Source organism: Shewanella sp. GXUN23E (genome assembly GCF_050865035.1).
Lineage (GTDB): Bacteria > Pseudomonadota > Gammaproteobacteria > Enterobacterales > Shewanellaceae > Shewanella.
Map to the genome: position 1 here is coordinate 1 of NZ_JBOZWP010000018.1, position 17,153 is coordinate 17,153.

Genomic DNA, 17,153 nt, shown 5'->3' on the forward strand with positions numbered 1-17,153 from the left:
CAGGATGTGAAGGATCGTTTCCATCAGGAAATTTTTTAAAAGCCTCTTGAGCTTCATTCGATTGTCTGGGGTGTTTTGAGCGGCTGGTTATCCAACTGAAATCCAGCGCATGAAGCAATCGATACACATTGGCCAAACTGTAGACTGTAGTGGTCAACTAATTCCGGACAATAAATTAAGCCGATTTTTGACCTGAGCCGGTTCGACCCCATCAGGTGTTGGAGAGGTCATAGGCTGATGCGGCTTGCTGTTATATCGGAGCCTGGATGTGGTCGACGCATCTGCTGCATGTGTTGAAACTAAAGCATCCCGGTCATCCTGAGGTCGCTGCAGAGAGACGTCGATGGCGGAGCAACCGTTTGATTGGTGGAAGTAACAAAGAAGGCAGCACCACTAATCCGGCGCCCAGCCAGGTCAGACTATCCAACCATTCATCGAACCACAGCCAGCCGAAGAACACAATAAACAGCAAACCTGTGTATTCAGCAATGGCGATATCTGATGCCTGCGCTTTACGGTACGCCAGGACACACAGCCAATGATACAGTAATAAAAACACATTGCTTGCAAAGGCCACCCAAAGCATGGGCCAACTAAAGCCGGAGAAGCCGTTAATCAGCGACAGTGTCATGACCAAAGGAATGCCGAGCAGGTTGTACATCATCAACGGCATGATGGGATGCTCATCGCTGGATAGCTTTTTCAGCGCCAGTTGATTGATTGCAAAAGTCAGGGCGCTGAACAGTACGAGCAGGCCTGCTATGCTCATCTCTCCCGGACGCAGAATGATAAGAATCCCAATAAATCCCAGAGTTGCACACATCCATTGCCCAGGATTTATCTTTTCTTTCAAAAACAGATAGCCAAGCAGCATGATCATCAAAGGCGCCGAGTAGAACAGCGAGCTGACGGTGGCCAGTGGCAAAACCATCAGCCCCATCACCAGGCACAGCGCTCCCAGTACGCCGATATTTGCCCTGAACAGATGTACCTTTAGCCTTTGCGCTGCAGGTCTCCCCATCCATAACCACAGAGGGGTTAACATCAGCACAGACAGTATTTGCCGCAGCAGCAAAAAGTCAGCTGCACTGGTTTCTGCGGGCAGCCACTTGATTGAAACATCATAAAGGGCACTGAACAGATTGCCTGATATAAGTAGTATGAGTCCTACAAAGATATGATTTTGCATGAAATTGACCTTACAAGTCTGATGCAGTGGATGGTACGCTTGGGCAAACTTCAGTTGAAATGATGATTAGTCATCAATGATGAATTCAATTCATCTTAAGGCAGGGAGACACGGATGAGACGGTTGCCACCCTTGAGAGCATTACAGGTGTTTGAAGCTGCCGCACGGCTGCAGCACTTTTCCCGGGCCGGGGAAGAGTTGTGTATCAGTCAAAGTGCAGTTTCACATCAGATCAGGCAATTGGAAGATTATCTGGGAGTCAGTTTGTTTAACCGGCGTAACCGACAACTATCACTGACGTCAGCCGGTTATGCACTGGCGCAGGAAATGGAATCCAGTCTGAATCATCTGGCGCAGGTCTGTGCAGATATCAAAGGGGAAGAACATGCGGAAATTCGCCTGATACTATACAGCTCATTTGCAGTGAAATGGCTGATCCCAAGGCTTGCTGATTTTAAAAAGCAGTATCCACTCATCAAACTGCGGCTGGATATGTTGACCCATGATCCTCAAATCCACATTGAGCAGGCTGATCTTTATATCAGTAGCCTCAGTGGTGGCGTCGGATTCTGGCATCACACCTTACATGTCGAGCGGATGATCCCTGTCTGCAGTCCACATTATCTCAGTTGCTCCCATAGCCGCGCATTGGAGGCTTTCAGTGAATATACATTACTGGCGGTGGATGAGGGGGAATTGGGCGTGGACTGGCAGCGCTGGGGAGCTCAACATAACATGTCGTTGCCTGCAGCCAGTCAGGTGCAGATGTTCAGTCATGTATTGATGTCTGTTGAGGCCGCTGCCGCGGGATTAGGTATCGCGCTGGCATCTGACTTTATGGTGCAGGGGGATTTGTCCTCAGGCCGGTTGATTGCACTGGACTGGCCGGATCTACATACAGGCTTTCAATTCAATCTGTGCTGTAAACAGCGCAAGTTGGAGAATCCTGACATCAGATTATTTGTTGAGTGGTTGATTGCTAAGAGTCAGGAAAGCTAGCTTAAGGTTATTCAATATATTCAAAGACTTTGATGACTTTACGGACTCCTGCAGTATTGCGGGCGACATCCACGGCCAGATCAGCCTGATTTTTGGGGATGAGTCCCAGCAGAAAAACCTCGCCATTTTCAGTGATGACTTTCACTCTGGTGACATCCAGATTATCGGTACTGAGCATGCGGGATTTTACCTTGGTGGTGATCCAGGCGTCGTTAGAGCGGGTAGTAAATGAAGTAGGGTTGCCAATGCGGATCTGATTGAACAGCTTGCCACCCAGTTGCAGGTTCTTAACCGTATTAATGGCCTTGTCACGCAACATGGAATTGGGAGCCTGACCGATCAGCAGTGTATTTCCGTTCATCACTACCCCGGTGATGTTAGTTTGGTTCTGCAGATCTTCATGTTTTGATAACGCCGACGCGATTTCAAAATCAGCATTGGTATCGTCGAGCTGAGTGCGGAAACTGCGTTCATCATTCGCCATTACCGCACCGCCTACGGCGCCCACTGCCACGACTCCTGCACAGCCTGAGAGCAGTGACATTGCCAATAACAGTGGGATAACTCGTATCATGCCTGTTCGTCCTGTGGAAACAGTGTGCGGTCAATATTGTCACACAGACAGTGGATCACCAGCAGGTGTACTTCCTGGATACGGGCGGTCACATTGGATGGCACGCGGATTTCAACATCACCGCCACCCAGCAGACCGGCCATTGCGCCACCGTCTTTGCCGGTCAGGGCCACTATGGTCATATCCCGGCTCAACGCCGCTTCCATGGCTTTAATGACGTTACCTGAGTTACCACTGGTAGAAATGGCCAGCAGAATATCGCCAGGCTGACCCAGTGCCAGGATCTGCTTGGAGAAGATTTCGTCATAGCTATAGTCGTTGGCAATGGCGGTAATGGTGGAGGTATCCGTTGTCAGTGCGATAGCTGGCAATGGTGGACGTTCTACTTCAAAACGGTTCAGCAGTTCGGCAGAGAAGTGCTGCGCGTCACCGGCGCTGCCACCGTTGCCACAAGCCAGGATCTTATTGCCACCAAGCAGGCACTGAACCATCATTTCAGCGGCTTTGGCAATGGATTCAGGAAGCGCTTCAGCTGCATCTATCTTGGTTTGGATAGATTCAGTAAAGCTGTCTTTGATACGTTCTAACATGGATGAACCCTTAATCTCTATCGAGCGACTATGATGCCATAAACGGTATGCTGAGTTGAGGCATCATTTGTAAAATTCTTAAAGTACTGCAGATTATCTCAATCGAATCAAAAGATATTCTGTAGCCACTGAAGTTGGTTGCCTTCGATGGCGACCAGATCGAAGCGGCAGGGTGCCTGAATACGGTTGAGTTGCAGATAGTGGCTGGCGGCTTTATGCAAACGCTGTTGCTTTTTGCTTCCGACGGCATGCAGAGCGCCGCCAAAACCTGCAGATGAGCGGTATTTGACTTCCACAAATACCCAGAACTCCCGGTGACGCATTACCAAATCCAGTTCGCCAAAGGGGTAGCGGACATTGGATGCTACCCATTTCAGTCCCTGTTGTTGCAGGTATTCCCTGGCCTGTTGTTCCGCTATCTGTCCCTGATCCATCATGCTCCTGCGTTTATAGTGGCTTGAGTTTACCCCGTTGGTATTTGCCCCAGCTCAGATGGCGTTCTATGACTCCTTCAGGGGTGACGGAAAGCTCACCGCTGCGGCCCTGATACTGAAAACCCGGGAAGGCGTGCATCTGAGCCAGCCGGCCAACCAAATCGAGGGCGTCATAACCCATAATGTACAGACGTTTCTGGCTGTTACGCCAGGTAGGCCACAGGTTGGCGACTTCGGCGGTTTCTTCATTGGGTTGTATCAACCAGGGAATGTCGCTGAAGCTGATGTTGTTCAGTTCGATGGCGGTCTGGCTGGTGTCCTTATCCAAACGTCCCCGGCTGGAGGTGTACAGGGGTACCGGCTGGGCAAATACACTGAAACTGACGTCGATAAAGGGCTTGAGCAACGTCAGTTCGCCGGCATTGGCGATCATGTAAATCGCATCAATATCTCTGCGGGAGCGGAAGTCCCCCTGTAATTGATTACCGATCAGTTGTTTCATGCGGGCAATACGCTCTTCGGAATCCCTGACTCCCAATGCTGCCTTAACCGCTTCTCCCATTTTGTCGCCATTGGGATAGAAATGGACTTCGGCTTCTTTGTCAGTCAGTTGCATCCACTCCTGCTTGAATGCTTCTGCCATGCGTTGCCCGGTGGCATCGTTGCTGACCAGCAGCAGCGGCATTTTGACCCCATCCTGGAACAGGTGTTTGGCCGCGTCCGCTGCTTCCTGTGAGGGGGACAGCGCAAAAAAGTACTGGTTTTGCAGTTGGCTCAACTGGCTTGGCTGGTTGAGATAGAGCTGCGGCAGTGCGGTTGGCATCTGGTCTGATTGTGCCAGAAATGCCTGTAGTTTATTAACATTGTCCGGCAGCAGAGGACCGATGACAAACTCGGCGCCCTGCGACTGCGCGGTCTGATAGGCAGTCACTACATCCGTTGCTGTATCGTAAAAAGCGATTTCAACCTGAGGATCGCCTCCTGCCAGATAGCTGGAGAGTATTCCCTGTTTCACCGGATTGGCGATGTTGGCCCGGGCACCGGTCAGCGGCAGTAACACTGCGATTTTTTGAGGGCGATACGGTTTGGTGTTCAGCGCCTTTTCAAGATCAGTCGGCAGTTTCACTGCGCCCGGGTGAGAAGGATTTTGTTGTTGCCATTGGCCGAGGTAGCGGATCAGCTCATTGGGCGCCACAGCATAGTGCTTGGCCAGATAAGCCAGCTGCATCCATCCTGCAAATATACTGTTGCTATGGTCATCGGTAAATCTGGCAAGCTGTTCACTGCTCAGGGGCTGCAGCGCTTTCCAAATCGCATCGTTGATCTGGTTGCGTTCATGTGCGGGAACATAACGTTCCAGTGAACTAAGCTGACGAACCTGTTCAATAGGTTGTTGCAGCTCACCGTACAGTCTTGCTCTTAACTGATAGTATTCGCGCCACTGCCAGTCCTGCAGAGCCCATTGCGCAGGAAACACCAGTTCGGCCAGGGCATCTTCCGGTTTGCTCTGCATCTGCAGTGACTGCGCCTGCAAATAGCGTTTTTGAGCCTGAATCGCGACCTCAGTGTTAAGAGCGTCTTTCAAAGAATGCAGCAGTTTGTCTGCACTGCCGGTGTCGCCTTGCTTCAGGTATGCCCAGGCCGCCAGCAAAGTGTAGCTTTGCTGAGTCTGCAGGCTTTGATTTGGCTGAATTTTACTTAAATACCAAGCGGGAGTGTTGTCCGCTGATTCCAGTGAGACGACCTCTTCGGCCACCGGTGCGCTGGGCTGTGTGCTGGCGCAGCCGGCCATAATGACAGCAGAAACCACCAGGGGAATAAACTTTGTTGTCTTGATGCTTTTCAACACTTGGCTTCACTCTGATAAAATGCTGGCTGTAGTTTATACCAATCTGCATAAGAATGTGACTAGTTCCACCCACTCCTGGCGGGGACTGGTGTCACTTACTATCAGCCCATTTGGGCTGATAAATACTGAATACATAAAACCTGGGCCATTCGTTTGGCCCGGGTTTGACAGACTTCTGAGGTAACTATGACCCTGCCGGTCGCGCTTTATATTGTTCCAACGCCAATTGGCAATTTGCAGGATATGAGTCCGCGTGCCATTGAAGTGCTGGAGCAAGTCAGTTTGATCGCCTGTGAAGATACCCGTCACAGTGGCAAATTGCTGAAACACTTTGGTATCAGCACCCGTACAACGGCGCTGCATGATCACAATGAGCGAGCCCGGGCGCAGTGGATTGCAGAGCAACTGGCGGCGGGCCAGTCGGTCGCATTAATATCTGATGCCGGCACGCCGCTGATTTCTGACCCAGGCTATCATCTGGTCACCCATTTGCGCAGCGAAGGCTTTATGGTTATTCCATTGCCTGGGCCTTGTGCAGCCATTACCGCGTTGAGTGCATCCGGTTTGCCCTCGGATCGTTTCTCTTTTGAGGGCTTTTTGCCCTCGAAAGAAAAGGCCAGACTGGATAAGTTGACCGAGTTGAAAGAAGATCCTCACACGCTGATTTTCTATGAGTCACCTCATCGTATTGTTTACAGTTTGGAGGCGATTGCTCAGGTATTTGGTGAAGACAGGCAAATTGTAATGGCCCGTGAAGTCACCAAGACGTTCGAAACCTTTCTAACCGGCACCGCCGCAGAGGTACTGGCGAGAGTTAAAGCCGATGATAATCAGCAGAAAGGTGAAATTGTACTGATGTGCCATGGTTTTGCGGCTGCTGCAGATGATGAAGGTGTGCCGTCGGTAGCGATGGCAACACTGAAGTTGCTGAGCGCTGAGTTGCCGCTGAAGAAAGCCGCGGCCATTGCTGCACAAATCCACGATTTGAAGAAAAATGCCCTGTATAAAGCTGGCCTGGAGGCTGGCCTTTAAGCGTTTAATCCAGCAAAGCCAAAATTAGGTTGGTTTGCCCCAAGGGCTTGGGTATAATCGCCGCCGAGTTGGCCAGACAGTCGCCGCGTTCGCAAGAGCGGGGAGGAAAGTCCGGGCTCCATAGAGCAGGGTGCCAGGTAACGCCTGGGCGGCGTGAGCCGACGACCAGTGCAACAGAGAGTAGACCGCCAGCCTTCGGGCCGGTAAGGGTGAAAGGGTGCGGTAAGAGCGCACCGCGCGGCTGGTAACAGTTCGTGGCACGGTAAACTCCACCCGGAGCAAGATCAAATAGGGTTCCACTTCTTACCTCGGTAAGATAATGCGTGGCTCGCGTTGGAACCGGGTAGATCGCTCGAGCCTGTGAGTGATTGCAGGCCTAGATGAATGACTGTCCAAGACAGGACCCGGCTTATCGGCCAACTCGCTAAATTTATGAAAACCGCATTCCGCAAGGGATGCGGTTTTTTGTTTTTGTTATGTCGAGGAATTTGGTACACGCGCTGGTACAGCGAAGTCAAATTTCGCCGATAACAGGATATAACAAAGCCGCCCTTGGGCGGCTTAGTTATGCCCGATAAGAAAGGAAAAATCGGACTGAAAAGGAATTTCTGTTTGAGCCTCTGTTGGGCGTTACCTCAACGCTGACATTTCAACTCGGCCGAAAAACTGGCTGTTGCCGGAAAATCAGTAGGATGAGTCAACGCCCCGTCTTCAAGGCAAAAACATCGTTTCCTAACGTTAAAATATAGACGTGTTAGTGATGTGTGTCACGTATTTTGTCGTGAATCTCCCCTGCTGATGCGCCGTGCAGCCCTGCAGATCAGAAATGGCTGCGTATCAAAAAACGCCATTCCCAACTATCCAGCCCTGGCCCCCGGTTCAGTGGTACGCTGAAATCTATGTGGGCCACATTACCGTAGCTGGAGCGGGAAGAGTAAATTCTGGCTCCTATGCCGACGCTGGCCAGCGGGCCTGAAACATCGTTAAGCGCCTGATCGCCGCCAAACGCCTGCCCGGCATCGGCAAACATGGCCCAGCCCAGCTCTGCCAATTGATAAAGGTGGATATTGGGGTAATACCTGACTTCACTGGTGGCTTGCCACAGATAGTCTCCCCACTGGTAGGCGTCAGGATATCCGCGCATGCCCGAATCGTCACCCAGCGTGAGAGGTTCATCAATAAAGTTGTTTTTGCTGGCTGCCAGACGAATGCGGTTGTACAGCTTCCATTTATTGGAGATCCGATAAAACCACTCTCCTTGCAGCTGCAGATTATATTTGTCCGCCTGAGTGGTATTGAGCAGTGCATCCCCCCCGGCCTCAAGTAACCAAAGTGAATCGGTACTTTGAAATCCGCGGCTTGAACGCCAATTCAGATGAATACCTGGAGTGTTGCCTTCAATATCTCGGGTTTCAAGACCCAGTTTGACAAAGTGGTGCCAGCCCAGATTGATATCTTCATTGAAGTTGATCAGGCGAATATCGTGAAAAACGCCATGTTTGTCTTCAATGAATTCCCAGGCGATCCAGGGATACAGAAAATCTCTGTCTTTGGGCAGCTCAGTATCAGGAAACTTTTCCCAGGTTTCAAAGGATTGCTGATTCTGAGTGATACCAAACAGCAGGCGTTGACTGACGTGGCTATCCCAGCTGAGTAGAGTGCCATAGTGCAAATCGAAGTAATTGATTTGGTGTTCAAATCCGGCGACATCCTCACCGTTGCGTCGCAAAGTATCATCACGGGTATCTTTCAGCCAATCGATACTGTATTGATTGTTTCCATCCAGTGTGAAGAAGGGCTTAATGAAGAACAGGCGAGCGGCCTGACCATCGCTGTTATCATAGATATCGGCGCTGATGCGGGCGTGAGGCAACCAGTTGACCGGTGAGTCGACAGCAAGTTTGTAGCCGGTTCTGTCCTGAGTTGACTGATATTTCAGGCGGGTGCCAATACCCAGTCCCAACAGGTTGTCTTCCTTTAGCCCAACGGAGAATTTATTTTGTCCGCCACTGCGACTGAAGCTCAATGTCGGCAGCAGTGACCAGTTATCCCAGGTTTCGACAACGACCACATCTTCGTTGGTGGAGGGGGCCAACGGATCTTTTTCTGCCACAGTGATGCGGCTGTCTCTGAGATAGTGTTCGGCACGCAGAATACGCTGGGCTTCTGCCATTTCCTGCTCGCTGATAACATCCCCCTCTTTAAAACTGAGGTTGTTGCGCACGGTTTGTTCTTTGGTGTTGATGTGCAGGAAATTGGCCCAGTTGTGAAGGAAGAAAGTATCCTCTGCAGACTCGTCGAAAATCGGATGGCTGACCACCAGAATTTTACTGACAGTGACTGATTTTTCTTTATCCGGCAGTGGCTGGAGATCCTCCGCCCACACCAGAGAAGGTAATGCCAGCAATGCCAACGGGATTAACCTTGATGAGGCCATTTTCCCTCCCTGGGTCTTGTGCCAATGAATTGAATTATAGCTCAATTCTTAATCATCACAGTGTCATCAGGAAGTATGGAATGTCAATTGCAGGTCATAAAAATGCCTGCAATTGCTCGTTGAATTATGGGGCTGACGCGCGCGGATTAAAGCGTGGAACGTGGTGGTACCGCGACATTGGAGAAGATAAGACCGGCGACAAGTGACATGAAAATCAGGAATACCTGAGTACCGATTTGCACCTGATTTAACATCACTTCACCGGAGATGAGGGCGTTGAGTCCAATATAGGTTTTACTGCCGGGTACCAGAATCACGATCCCCTGCAGCAAGGCAATGCTGGCCGGCGCTTTTTGCCAGCGACTGTATAAGTTGGCATAGATACCTACGGCGAAGGCGCCAACGAAGATCCCCATGGATTCACCCAGATACAAGCCGCCAACCTGTGCAGACAGAAAGGCGATGATCCCGGCTGAAATTCCCCACAACGCATCTTTACTGCGGGCCTTGAACAGGATCACCAACGAGGCTGACAACAGGGGGACGCCCAACCAGCTTAACCAGCGCTCCAGCGGGACTGCCGGCGCAGGCGTGACCTCCCCAAACAGAGCGTGGCCTATCACCATCCCCAGCATGCCGCCGAAATAAAGCTTACACATCAGCATCATGGCATCCATGATGCGGGCTGTTCCCGACATCAGATCGCGGGCGGCAAGTTCTGCCAGCCCCAGGGTCAGGGCCAAGCCGGGAATAAAAATAATGATGGATGACAGAATCACCACGGGAATATTCAGCGTCGGGCAGATATGGGCGATGGCGCAGGCGCCGATGGCGCAAATGATGGCGGCCAGCGGCTCAAGCATTTCCGCCATGCGTTTGGATTTTTCCGCTGCCAGCACCAGAAAATACACGGGAAAGCCGAGCATGCCTGACCAGAATACATCCTGCCAGCTGGTGCCCATCAGCATGGCGAAGGCAGCAGGACTGAGCACAAAAGACAGTCCGGTCAGCAGGCGTCCATATGGTGCTGGTTTTTCGGCAATTTCTTTGAGTCGGTCGATGGCATCATCCAGTGTACGTTCACCTTCCAACAACTGATTCACCAGTTCATCGGTACGGGCCAATGAGCCCAGATCCAGTTCCCCCGGATTGACCCTGGCCATGTGGTTGTATTCCTGATCTGCATCGTGCTGCAACACAAAGGTCATGGTGGTGGGAGTGATCAGGAAATAACCCTCAATCCCCAACTTGAGCGCGACCCGTCTGAGATGGGTTTCGAGGCGATAGGCGGGAGTGCCGAATTTATGCAGCGCTTTGCCTAACTGGATGATGAATTTACGCTTTTTTAGGAATTCCTGAGTATCCAATCGGATTGCGTCCCTGTCGCCTGGAGTTGTGAAACCGGAAGGTGGCGCATTCTAACCCAATCTTACGGTGCGGTTAATGATGATGCGCAAATTAAATCATTTGGTTGCAATTATTGTTGTAACGCTGAATGTTGATGATGAGATCTAATTTGGAGAGAGGGCGATGACACTAGTTATTACAGCAATAGTTGCTTCGCTGACAGCACTTATGGCGATCTATTTTTCCTGGCGGGTAATCAAAGTGCGGCGGGCGGTCCGTATTGGTCTGGGCACTGATGGCAACAAGGCATTACAGATAGCAGATCGGGTACATGGCAATTTGCTGGAAAATGCGCCTGTCACTTTGCTGTTGATGTTACTGGCTGAATTGGCCGGATTGCCCATGCCGTATTTGGTGTTGCTGGGAATGCTGTGGTTGTTGGCCAGAGTGATGCACGCGGTGGGACTGATCCGTGGCGAGGGGGGCTATCATCCCGGGCGATTCTGGGGTGTGCTGTTGACCTGGGGAGTCATCATTTGTCTGGCGCTGGTCAATTTGGCGTTGGCCGTCGCGCAGTTAGTCGGTTGATAATTATTCGCCTAAGCTTCTGCTGACTGGTATACTCCGGCCCCTTTATATGCTCCGTCAGGCCTTGTTCTGCGGGCATTGGCAGCGTGCCAGAGTATCGTTCATTATGCTCTGGCGGTTCGCTTCCGGGTAACAGTTCAACGGGTTAGCAGTCCACAGGGTTTACAGTCATGCAGGTTGAGTCGACGCTATTTACATATCCCAAATATTGGGCGGAGTGCTATGGTACTGCGCCTTTTTTACCCATGTCCCGCAAAGAGATGGACAAACTGGGATGGGACAGTTGTGACATCATTATTGTCACCGGCGATGCCTATGTGGATCACCCCAGTTTTGGCATGGCGGTGATTGGCCGCATGCTGGAGGCTCAGGGCTTCCGGGTGGGGATTATTTCCCAGCCGGATTGGTCCAGCAAAGAAGATTTTATGAAGCTGGGTAAACCCAATCTGTTTTTTGGGGTGACGGCCGGCAACATGGATTCGATGATCAACCGTTATACGGCAGATCGTAAACTGCGCCATGACGATGCCTATACCCCGGACAATGAAGGTGGCAAACGTCCCGATCGGGCTGTGACGGTGTACACCCAGCGCTGCAAAGAGGCCTTCAAAGAGGTGCCTGTCATCATAGGCGGCATTGAGGCCAGCCTGCGACGTCTGGCTCACTATGATTATTGGTCCGACAAAGTGCGCCGCAGCGTTATCTTTGACGCCAAGGCCGATATTCTGATCTACGGCAATGCCGAGCGGCCGCTGGTGGAGGTGGCACATCGTCTGGCAGGCGGCGAATCGGCGGCGCAGCTGACCGATATTCGCGGCACGGCGGTTATTGTCAAACAGCCTCTACCTGAGTGGCGCGGTATGGATTCCCGCAAGCTGGATCAGTTGCACAAAATCGATCCTATTCCCAATCCGTATGGTGCGGATGATGTGGGCTGTCAGAATCTGTCCGGTCCCAGCGATGTCAAAATCTTTGATAATGATGCACCCAAACCCATCAGTGTGCAGCCGCCCAAACCCAAGCCCTGGGAGAAGTGCTATGTGATGCTGCCTGCCTATGAAAAGGTGGCGGAAGACAGGTATCTTTACGCCCACGCTTCAAGGGTGATGCATCAGGAAACCAACCCCGGCTGCGCCCGCGCTCTGTATCAGGCTAATGGTGATCGGGCGGTGTGGGTCAACCCACCTGCCTGGCCGCTGAATATGGATGAGATGGATGCGGTATTTGATCTGCCGTATCAGCGTATTCCGCACCCGGCTTATGGTAAGGCAAAGATCCCCGCCTACGACATGATCAAGACCTCCATCAACATCATGCGCGGCTGCTTTGGTGGCTGCTCCTTCTGCTCTATTACGGAGCATGAAGGGCGTATTATCCAGAGTCGCTCGCAGGATTCGATCATCCGGGAAATCAAAGAGATTCAGGATAAGGTGCCGGGCTTTACCGGAGTGATCTCGGATCTTGGCGGCCCCACTGCCAACATGTATCGCCTTGGTTGCAGCAGTGAAAAGGCGGAGAAGACCTGTCGCCGTCTGTCCTGTGTGTATCCGTCCATCTGTGGTCATTTGAACACAGATCATAAGCACACCATTGATTTATACCGCGCCGCCCGGGATGTGCCGGGGATCAAGAAGGTGCTTATCGCTTCCGGTGTACGTTATGACCTGGCGATTGAAGATCCCCGTTATGTGCGCGAGCTGGCCAAGTACCATGTGGGTGGCTACCTGAAGATTGCGCCTGAGCATACCGAGGAAGGGCCGCTGTCGAAGATGCTCAAACCCGGCATGGGCACCTATGACAAATTCAAAGAGCTGTTCGACCGCTATTCCAAAGAGGCGGGCAAGCAGCAGTATCTGATCCCTTACTTCATTGCGGCCCATCCGGGCACCACGGATGAAGATATGGTGAACCTGGCGCTGTGGCTAAAAGGCAACCGCTTTAAACTGGATCAGGTGCAGAACTTCTATCCATCGCCCATGGCCAATGCCACGGCTATGTATCACACCGAGCTGAACTCGCTGAAAAACGTCAAACACAACAGTGAGCAGGTGAGCGTACCCAAGAAGGGGCGTCAGCGCCGGTTGCACAAGGCGTTGCTGCGCTATCATGACAGTGCCGGCTGGCCGCTGATCCGCGAGGCGCTGGAAGCCATGGGTAAACAGTATCTCATTGGTCATGGTCCTGAATGTCTGGTGCCGCCTGAGGGGCGGAATGATGGCAAAGGTTGGGGACAGAAAACTCAGGCAGCCAAGCCAGCCGGTAAAGGGCAGAAAGCGGCGACCCGTTTCAGCGACAATCAGCATGATCCGCGCAAACCTTCGGCCCGTCAGGAAAGTCGTGGGAAACCCAGGGGCAGCTCCAGTCCTGCCGATGGTAAACGTTCACCCAGACCGGGCGCCAAACCTGTGTTTGGTAAGCGCCCGGCCGGCAAGAAGTAAACCGATATTCTGCCAATCCACACTCTGTAGATGAAGGGTACGAATCAGCGCCGCTTATGCGGCGCTGCTGTTTTCTGCGGCAACGCACTTCATCCGGCTGTGGGAATTGGGGTATATTCGGACTATGAACAGAAGGAGCAGCTATGTCTGAGGATGCATTCACAGAGCAGGGGTTCTGGCGCAAGTTGACGGACTACGCCCGCAGTGCCGGTCGCGAAGTCGTGGAAAAAGCGCTGTGGCTCTACTATGCAGCTCAGCGACCCGATACTCCAAAGTGGGCCCGGGCAGTGATTTACGGTGCGCTTGGCTATTTTATTATGCCACTGGATGCCATTCCTGATTTGACGCCCATGATGGGTTTTACTGATGATCTCGGGGCCTTGGCGGCCGCTATCGGCATGGTGAGCTTGTTTATTGATGAGCAGGTCAAAGCCAAGTCAGCCCAGACCATGACCCGCTGGTTTGGGGATTAACCCGTCCAGCAGGTATGACGGCCATTCAGTTGGCTGCGTCGTTTAAATTGTTTTGGTTTTGCCGCATGCTCCACGCTGACTGCAATATCTCTGACAATAACATTGCCAAACTCATTGGCAGGCAAGGAAGTACAACAATAATGAAAACACGCCTCTATACCCTGGCCCTATGTGGTCTGTCATTGCCGGCTTTGGCCGACCCCGCAAACGTTCAGAATCAGTTTTTTGATAATCTCAGTGCGCTTTGTGGACAGGCATTTGAAGGCAGGGTGACCGCCGGCAATGAAGCCGACAGCAATTTCTCAAGCCAACGTTTGGTGATGCATATTCGCGAGTGTAACGATATGCAGCTCAAGATCCCGTTTCATGTCGGCGAAGACAGATCCCGGACCTGGGTGATTACCCGTACCGACACAGGCTTGTTACTCAAGCATGACCACCGCCATCAGGATGGCAGTGAAGATAAAGTTTCCATGTATGGTGGTCATACGGCTGCGGCCGGGACGGCCAACGAACAGTCGTTTCCGGTGGATGAATTCTCCATTGATAATTTCAAACAGAATGGTTTGGGCCAGTCGGTGACCAATGTGTGGCATCTGTATCTGTATCCGGCGTCTTTCAGCTACCGATTGACCCGGGAAAACCGGGATTTCAGGGTTGACTTTGATCTGAGCAAGCCGGTTGCGTTGCCACCGGCGCCCTGGGGCGATGAGTAATCTCAGTTGCATATCATAAAAAACAGCCCGGCATTGCCGGGCTGTTTTTTATCTGTATCTGCCTGACGGGTTAGCCGCGTTTCCCTTCGCTGAGGATTTCCTGCAGGTAGCTCAATTCCTCTGAATCCAGCAACTGACGGGTTGAAGAGCTTGAATAACTCTGTGATTGCCGTTCCAGAGTGCCGCGCAGGTAAGCCGCCCGGGTAATCTGCTTGAGACCAAAAATCGCCAGTCCGTAAACCGTCAACAACAACAGCAATCTTGGCAGTGCCTTTTCCAGCGGAGACAGTTCGCCACCCAGATAAAAGGGCAGGATCAGCAAAAACATGCGAATGATCCAGTTGCCAAGCATGGCAATGGTCAGTGCCAGCAGCCAGCGGAATTTAATGTCTTTAAGGCTGTCGGCATGGGCCCGGTATCCACGGCCTTTGTACTTCTGCAGCAGTTTTATCAACAACACAAAGTAGATGCAGGTCTGGATGCTCAACAGGGCCGGCAACAGAGTGCCAACTATGCCCAGATGTTCCAGCCGCCCCATGTTGTCAAACGCCAGTTGCCAGCCGGCGGAAGCGCGGTACCAGCCCCAGGTTACCGAGACAAAAGCGACCAGCCACATCAGCAATGCCGGCACATAATGGGGAGAATATCGAACATCAATATTTTCCCGGGCCAGTCCACGCTTGCAGTAGAGATACAGCATGGGCATCAACAGGAAATAGACGGGGATAATCAGGACAAATAACAGGTGCAGGGGCGCAGGACTGTTTTGATAATTGATGAGGCCGGTGAAGAAATACAGCGACAGCAGTGCAAAAATCCCTGCCAGCAGTTTATGGTTGTCCTGACTTTCCTGATAGACGTAACGGATGTACAGACTCAACAGCAGGCAGTGAATACCACCTAACAGTGAAAGCCACCAATAGGCTTCAAGAAAAAACTGTCCCAATCCGTTCATATTCTTACCTCGCAAGCAATTGTACTCGCAAGGAGGTAGGGCTTAAACCGACTTTGCTAAAAAAGCTGATGGCGGTACGTATAAATTCTGTTCAATCTTTGGTTTGGCGGGTTTTCTCTGCCGCCAATTGTCGCTGGTGGCGATTGGATTTGTCTTTAGGTGGCCTACCTACATCGGGGCGGCAACGTTCATGGATAAGATGGCGAATGGCAATAACCGGATGTCGGAAGATCATTCTCGGTCCGGCATAACCCATGATGGTCTTTGCCAGTGCTTTTTCGGTGGGTTTGTAGCAATGTACCGGGCAGCGGCTGCAGGTAGGTTTATCCTCGCCATAGGGGCAGCGATCCAGACGCATTCCGGCGTACTGTAAAAAGGCTGCACATTCGGCGCAGGGCATGCTGCCCTGATGATGGTCTTTGCAATACAGATTCACCATGATCGCCAGAGTGTCATATTCCCGCTGCAACACCGGGCCGAGTTTAAATGCATTTGTCATAGTGTCTGTCCTGAAAAACCATAATTCATCTTAAGCCGCAGCCGGTAGTCGGGCAAAAACCTTGGTCGATTTCTTGAAGCTGCGCACGGTATGCATGTTTTGGCGCCTCTGTATGGCGTCGGATTGCTGTATTGAAGGTTAAATTAGGCTGAAAATCCGTCATTTGGGTTGATCTTGGGCGAGAGAATCCCTTAATAATAACGCTGATAAGTTGTTCACTGACCCTGCCATAAATCGAATCCCGTTTGACTGAAAACGGAGTTAAGGTGAAGACATGATTAAGTTTCTTGCAATCATAGTGCTGGTCGCCATCGGCGTATTTCTTTACATGAGAGCGCAGCGTCTGGCAAAGGAAGAGCTGATGCATTCCGAGTTGAAGCGGGAGCGGCACGCCGCTTCAGCCTCTGACAGCATCAGCGGGGCAGACACAGTGTCATCTGATAAGGTTGGTGAGTCCGCTGTTGTCGAGACGGCGGCCAAGCCACAATCTCTGCCAGAGCCAGAGCCAGAGCCAGAGCCAGAGCCAGAGCCAGAGCCAGAGCCAGAGCCAGAGCCAGAGCCAGAGCCAGAGCCAGAGCCAGTATCAGAAGTGGATGAGGCTGATGACCTTCCTGCCATGCCGTTGCCCGTGCCATCAGCGTTCAGTGCCGATGACATCACTGATTATCTGGGACATGCCAATTCTGCCCAGGGATATCAACTGCTGCTGGGACTGCTAAACCAGTGCTACCGTCAGCGTAAACAGCCGGATATGCTGGTATGGGGAGCTAGGTTGCTGCCCAGATTCAATAAGGAAGTCGCCGCGCTCAAACAACAGGACAAGTCTACGCTGCAGGGCGTGGGTCATATGCAGTTGTCGACTTTACTGGCAGACTCAGGGCACTACAGTGAGGCGATTGCTGTGTGCGAGGATGCGCAGGCGCTGGGGCTTGAAGATGGCACGGTGACCGGATTTGCAGGACGTCTGACCCGTATCCGCCGGGCACAGGTTAAAGCAGGATAAATATCATGGTTATTTCCCGGTGATTGCCTG

General features: G+C 51.9%; 16 protein-coding genes, 1 other RNA gene and 1 pseudogene. 8 read left to right on the top strand and 10 right to left on the bottom strand.

Features of this window, described 5'->3' with window-relative positions; translation table 11 throughout:
• Positions 1-142, bottom strand: a pseudogene (locus tag ACRRUX_RS14775) (helix-turn-helix domain-containing protein); the annotation flags it as partial.
• 171 nt (positions 143-313) lie between these two features.
• Positions 314-1,189, bottom strand: a complete 876-nt coding sequence (locus ACRRUX_RS14780; protein WP_432531684.1) for a DMT family transporter — start codon at positions 1,187-1,189, stop codon at positions 314-316.
• Positions 1,190-1,303: 114 nt separating this feature from the next.
• Between ACRRUX_RS14780 and ACRRUX_RS14785 the strand changes: the two genes are divergently transcribed.
• Positions 1,304-2,188 carry a LysR substrate-binding domain-containing protein gene (locus tag ACRRUX_RS14785; protein WP_432531686.1) on the top strand — a complete coding sequence of 295 codons (885 nt, stop codon included), beginning with the start codon at positions 1,304-1,306 and terminating at the stop codon, positions 2,186-2,188.
• A gap of 7 nt (positions 2,189-2,195) precedes the next feature.
• Here ACRRUX_RS14785 and ACRRUX_RS14790 read toward each other — a convergent pair whose 3' ends face one another.
• From ACRRUX_RS14790 to ACRRUX_RS14805, 4 genes are all read right to left on the bottom strand, one after another.
• On the bottom strand, positions 2,196-2,762 hold the full coding sequence (locus tag ACRRUX_RS14790) for a BON domain-containing protein (RefSeq protein ID WP_432531688.1): 567 nt from the start codon (positions 2,760-2,762) through the stop codon (positions 2,196-2,198).
• Entirely contained in the window at positions 2,759-3,352 is a 594-nt protein-coding gene (locus tag ACRRUX_RS14795) for a phosphoheptose isomerase (RefSeq protein ID WP_432531690.1), read from the bottom strand. Before ACRRUX_RS14795 ends, ACRRUX_RS14790 begins: the two co-directional genes overlap by 4 nt.
• Before the next feature lie 107 nt (positions 3,353-3,459).
• Entirely contained in the window at positions 3,460-3,786 is a 327-nt protein-coding gene (locus ACRRUX_RS14800) for a YraN family protein (RefSeq protein WP_432531836.1), read from the bottom strand.
• Positions 3,787-3,799: 13 nt separating this feature from the next.
• The gene (locus ACRRUX_RS14805) at positions 3,800-5,635 is read right to left on the bottom strand and encodes a penicillin-binding protein activator (RefSeq protein ID WP_432531692.1); all 1,836 of its coding nucleotides are present in this window, start codon (positions 5,633-5,635) and stop codon (positions 3,800-3,802) included.
• Positions 5,636-5,821: 186 nt separating this feature from the next.
• Between ACRRUX_RS14805 and rsmI the strand changes: the two genes are divergently transcribed.
• Positions 5,822-6,667, top strand: a complete 846-nt coding sequence (rsmI, locus tag ACRRUX_RS14810; protein ID WP_432531694.1) for a 16S rRNA (cytidine(1402)-2'-O)-methyltransferase — start codon at positions 5,822-5,824, stop codon at positions 6,665-6,667.
• A 64-nt stretch (positions 6,668-6,731) separates the two neighbouring features.
• Positions 6,732-7,095: RNase P RNA component class A (gene rnpB, locus ACRRUX_RS14815), an RNA gene on the top strand.
• 392 nt (positions 7,096-7,487) lie between these two features.
• On the opposite strand, the gene ACRRUX_RS14820 is transcribed toward rnpB, so the two are convergent.
• On the bottom strand, positions 7,488-9,104 hold the full coding sequence (locus tag ACRRUX_RS14820) for a ShlB/FhaC/HecB family hemolysin secretion/activation protein (protein ID WP_432531696.1): 1,617 nt from the start codon (positions 9,102-9,104) through the stop codon (positions 7,488-7,490).
• A 146-nt stretch (positions 9,105-9,250) separates the two neighbouring features.
• The gene (locus ACRRUX_RS14825) at positions 9,251-10,471 is read right to left on the bottom strand and encodes a threonine/serine ThrE exporter family protein (protein ID WP_432531698.1); all 1,221 of its coding nucleotides are present in this window, start codon (positions 10,469-10,471) and stop codon (positions 9,251-9,253) included.
• Positions 10,472-10,634: 163 nt separating this feature from the next.
• Here ACRRUX_RS14825 and ACRRUX_RS14830 point away from each other — a divergent pair, with 163 nt between their 5' ends.
• From ACRRUX_RS14830 to ACRRUX_RS14845, 4 genes are all read left to right on the top strand, one after another.
• A complete protein-coding gene (locus ACRRUX_RS14830) occupies positions 10,635-11,039 on the top strand; it encodes an MAPEG family protein (protein ID WP_432531700.1) in 405 nt (134 codons plus the stop codon).
• A gap of 170 nt (positions 11,040-11,209) precedes the next feature.
• Positions 11,210-13,477, top strand: a complete 2,268-nt coding sequence (locus ACRRUX_RS14835) for a YgiQ family radical SAM protein (protein WP_432531702.1) — start codon at positions 11,210-11,212, stop codon at positions 13,475-13,477.
• A gap of 143 nt (positions 13,478-13,620) precedes the next feature.
• On the top strand, positions 13,621-13,950 hold the full coding sequence (locus ACRRUX_RS14840; RefSeq protein WP_432531704.1) for a YkvA family protein: 330 nt from the start codon (positions 13,621-13,623) through the stop codon (positions 13,948-13,950).
• 140 nt (positions 13,951-14,090) lie between these two features.
• Positions 14,091-14,666, top strand: coding sequence for a hypothetical protein (locus tag ACRRUX_RS14845; protein ID WP_432531705.1), 576 nt, complete (start codon positions 14,091-14,093; stop codon positions 14,664-14,666).
• A gap of 70 nt (positions 14,667-14,736) precedes the next feature.
• Here the strand turns inward: ACRRUX_RS14845 and ACRRUX_RS14850 are convergent, their stop codons facing one another.
• Positions 14,737-15,621, bottom strand: a complete 885-nt coding sequence (locus ACRRUX_RS14850) for a hypothetical protein (RefSeq protein ID WP_432531707.1) — start codon at positions 15,619-15,621, stop codon at positions 14,737-14,739.
• A gap of 91 nt (positions 15,622-15,712) precedes the next feature.
• Positions 15,713-16,120 (bottom strand): nitrous oxide-stimulated promoter family protein, encoded by a 408-nt coding sequence (locus ACRRUX_RS14855; protein WP_432531709.1) that lies wholly within the window; start codon positions 16,118-16,120, stop codon positions 15,713-15,715.
• A 274-nt stretch (positions 16,121-16,394) separates the two neighbouring features.
• On the opposite strand from ACRRUX_RS14855, the gene ACRRUX_RS14860 reads away from it, so the two are divergent.
• Positions 16,395-17,123 (top strand): hypothetical protein, encoded by a 729-nt coding sequence (locus ACRRUX_RS14860; RefSeq protein ID WP_432531711.1) that lies wholly within the window; start codon positions 16,395-16,397, stop codon positions 17,121-17,123.
• The last annotated feature ends 30 nt before the right edge of the window (positions 17,124-17,153 follow it).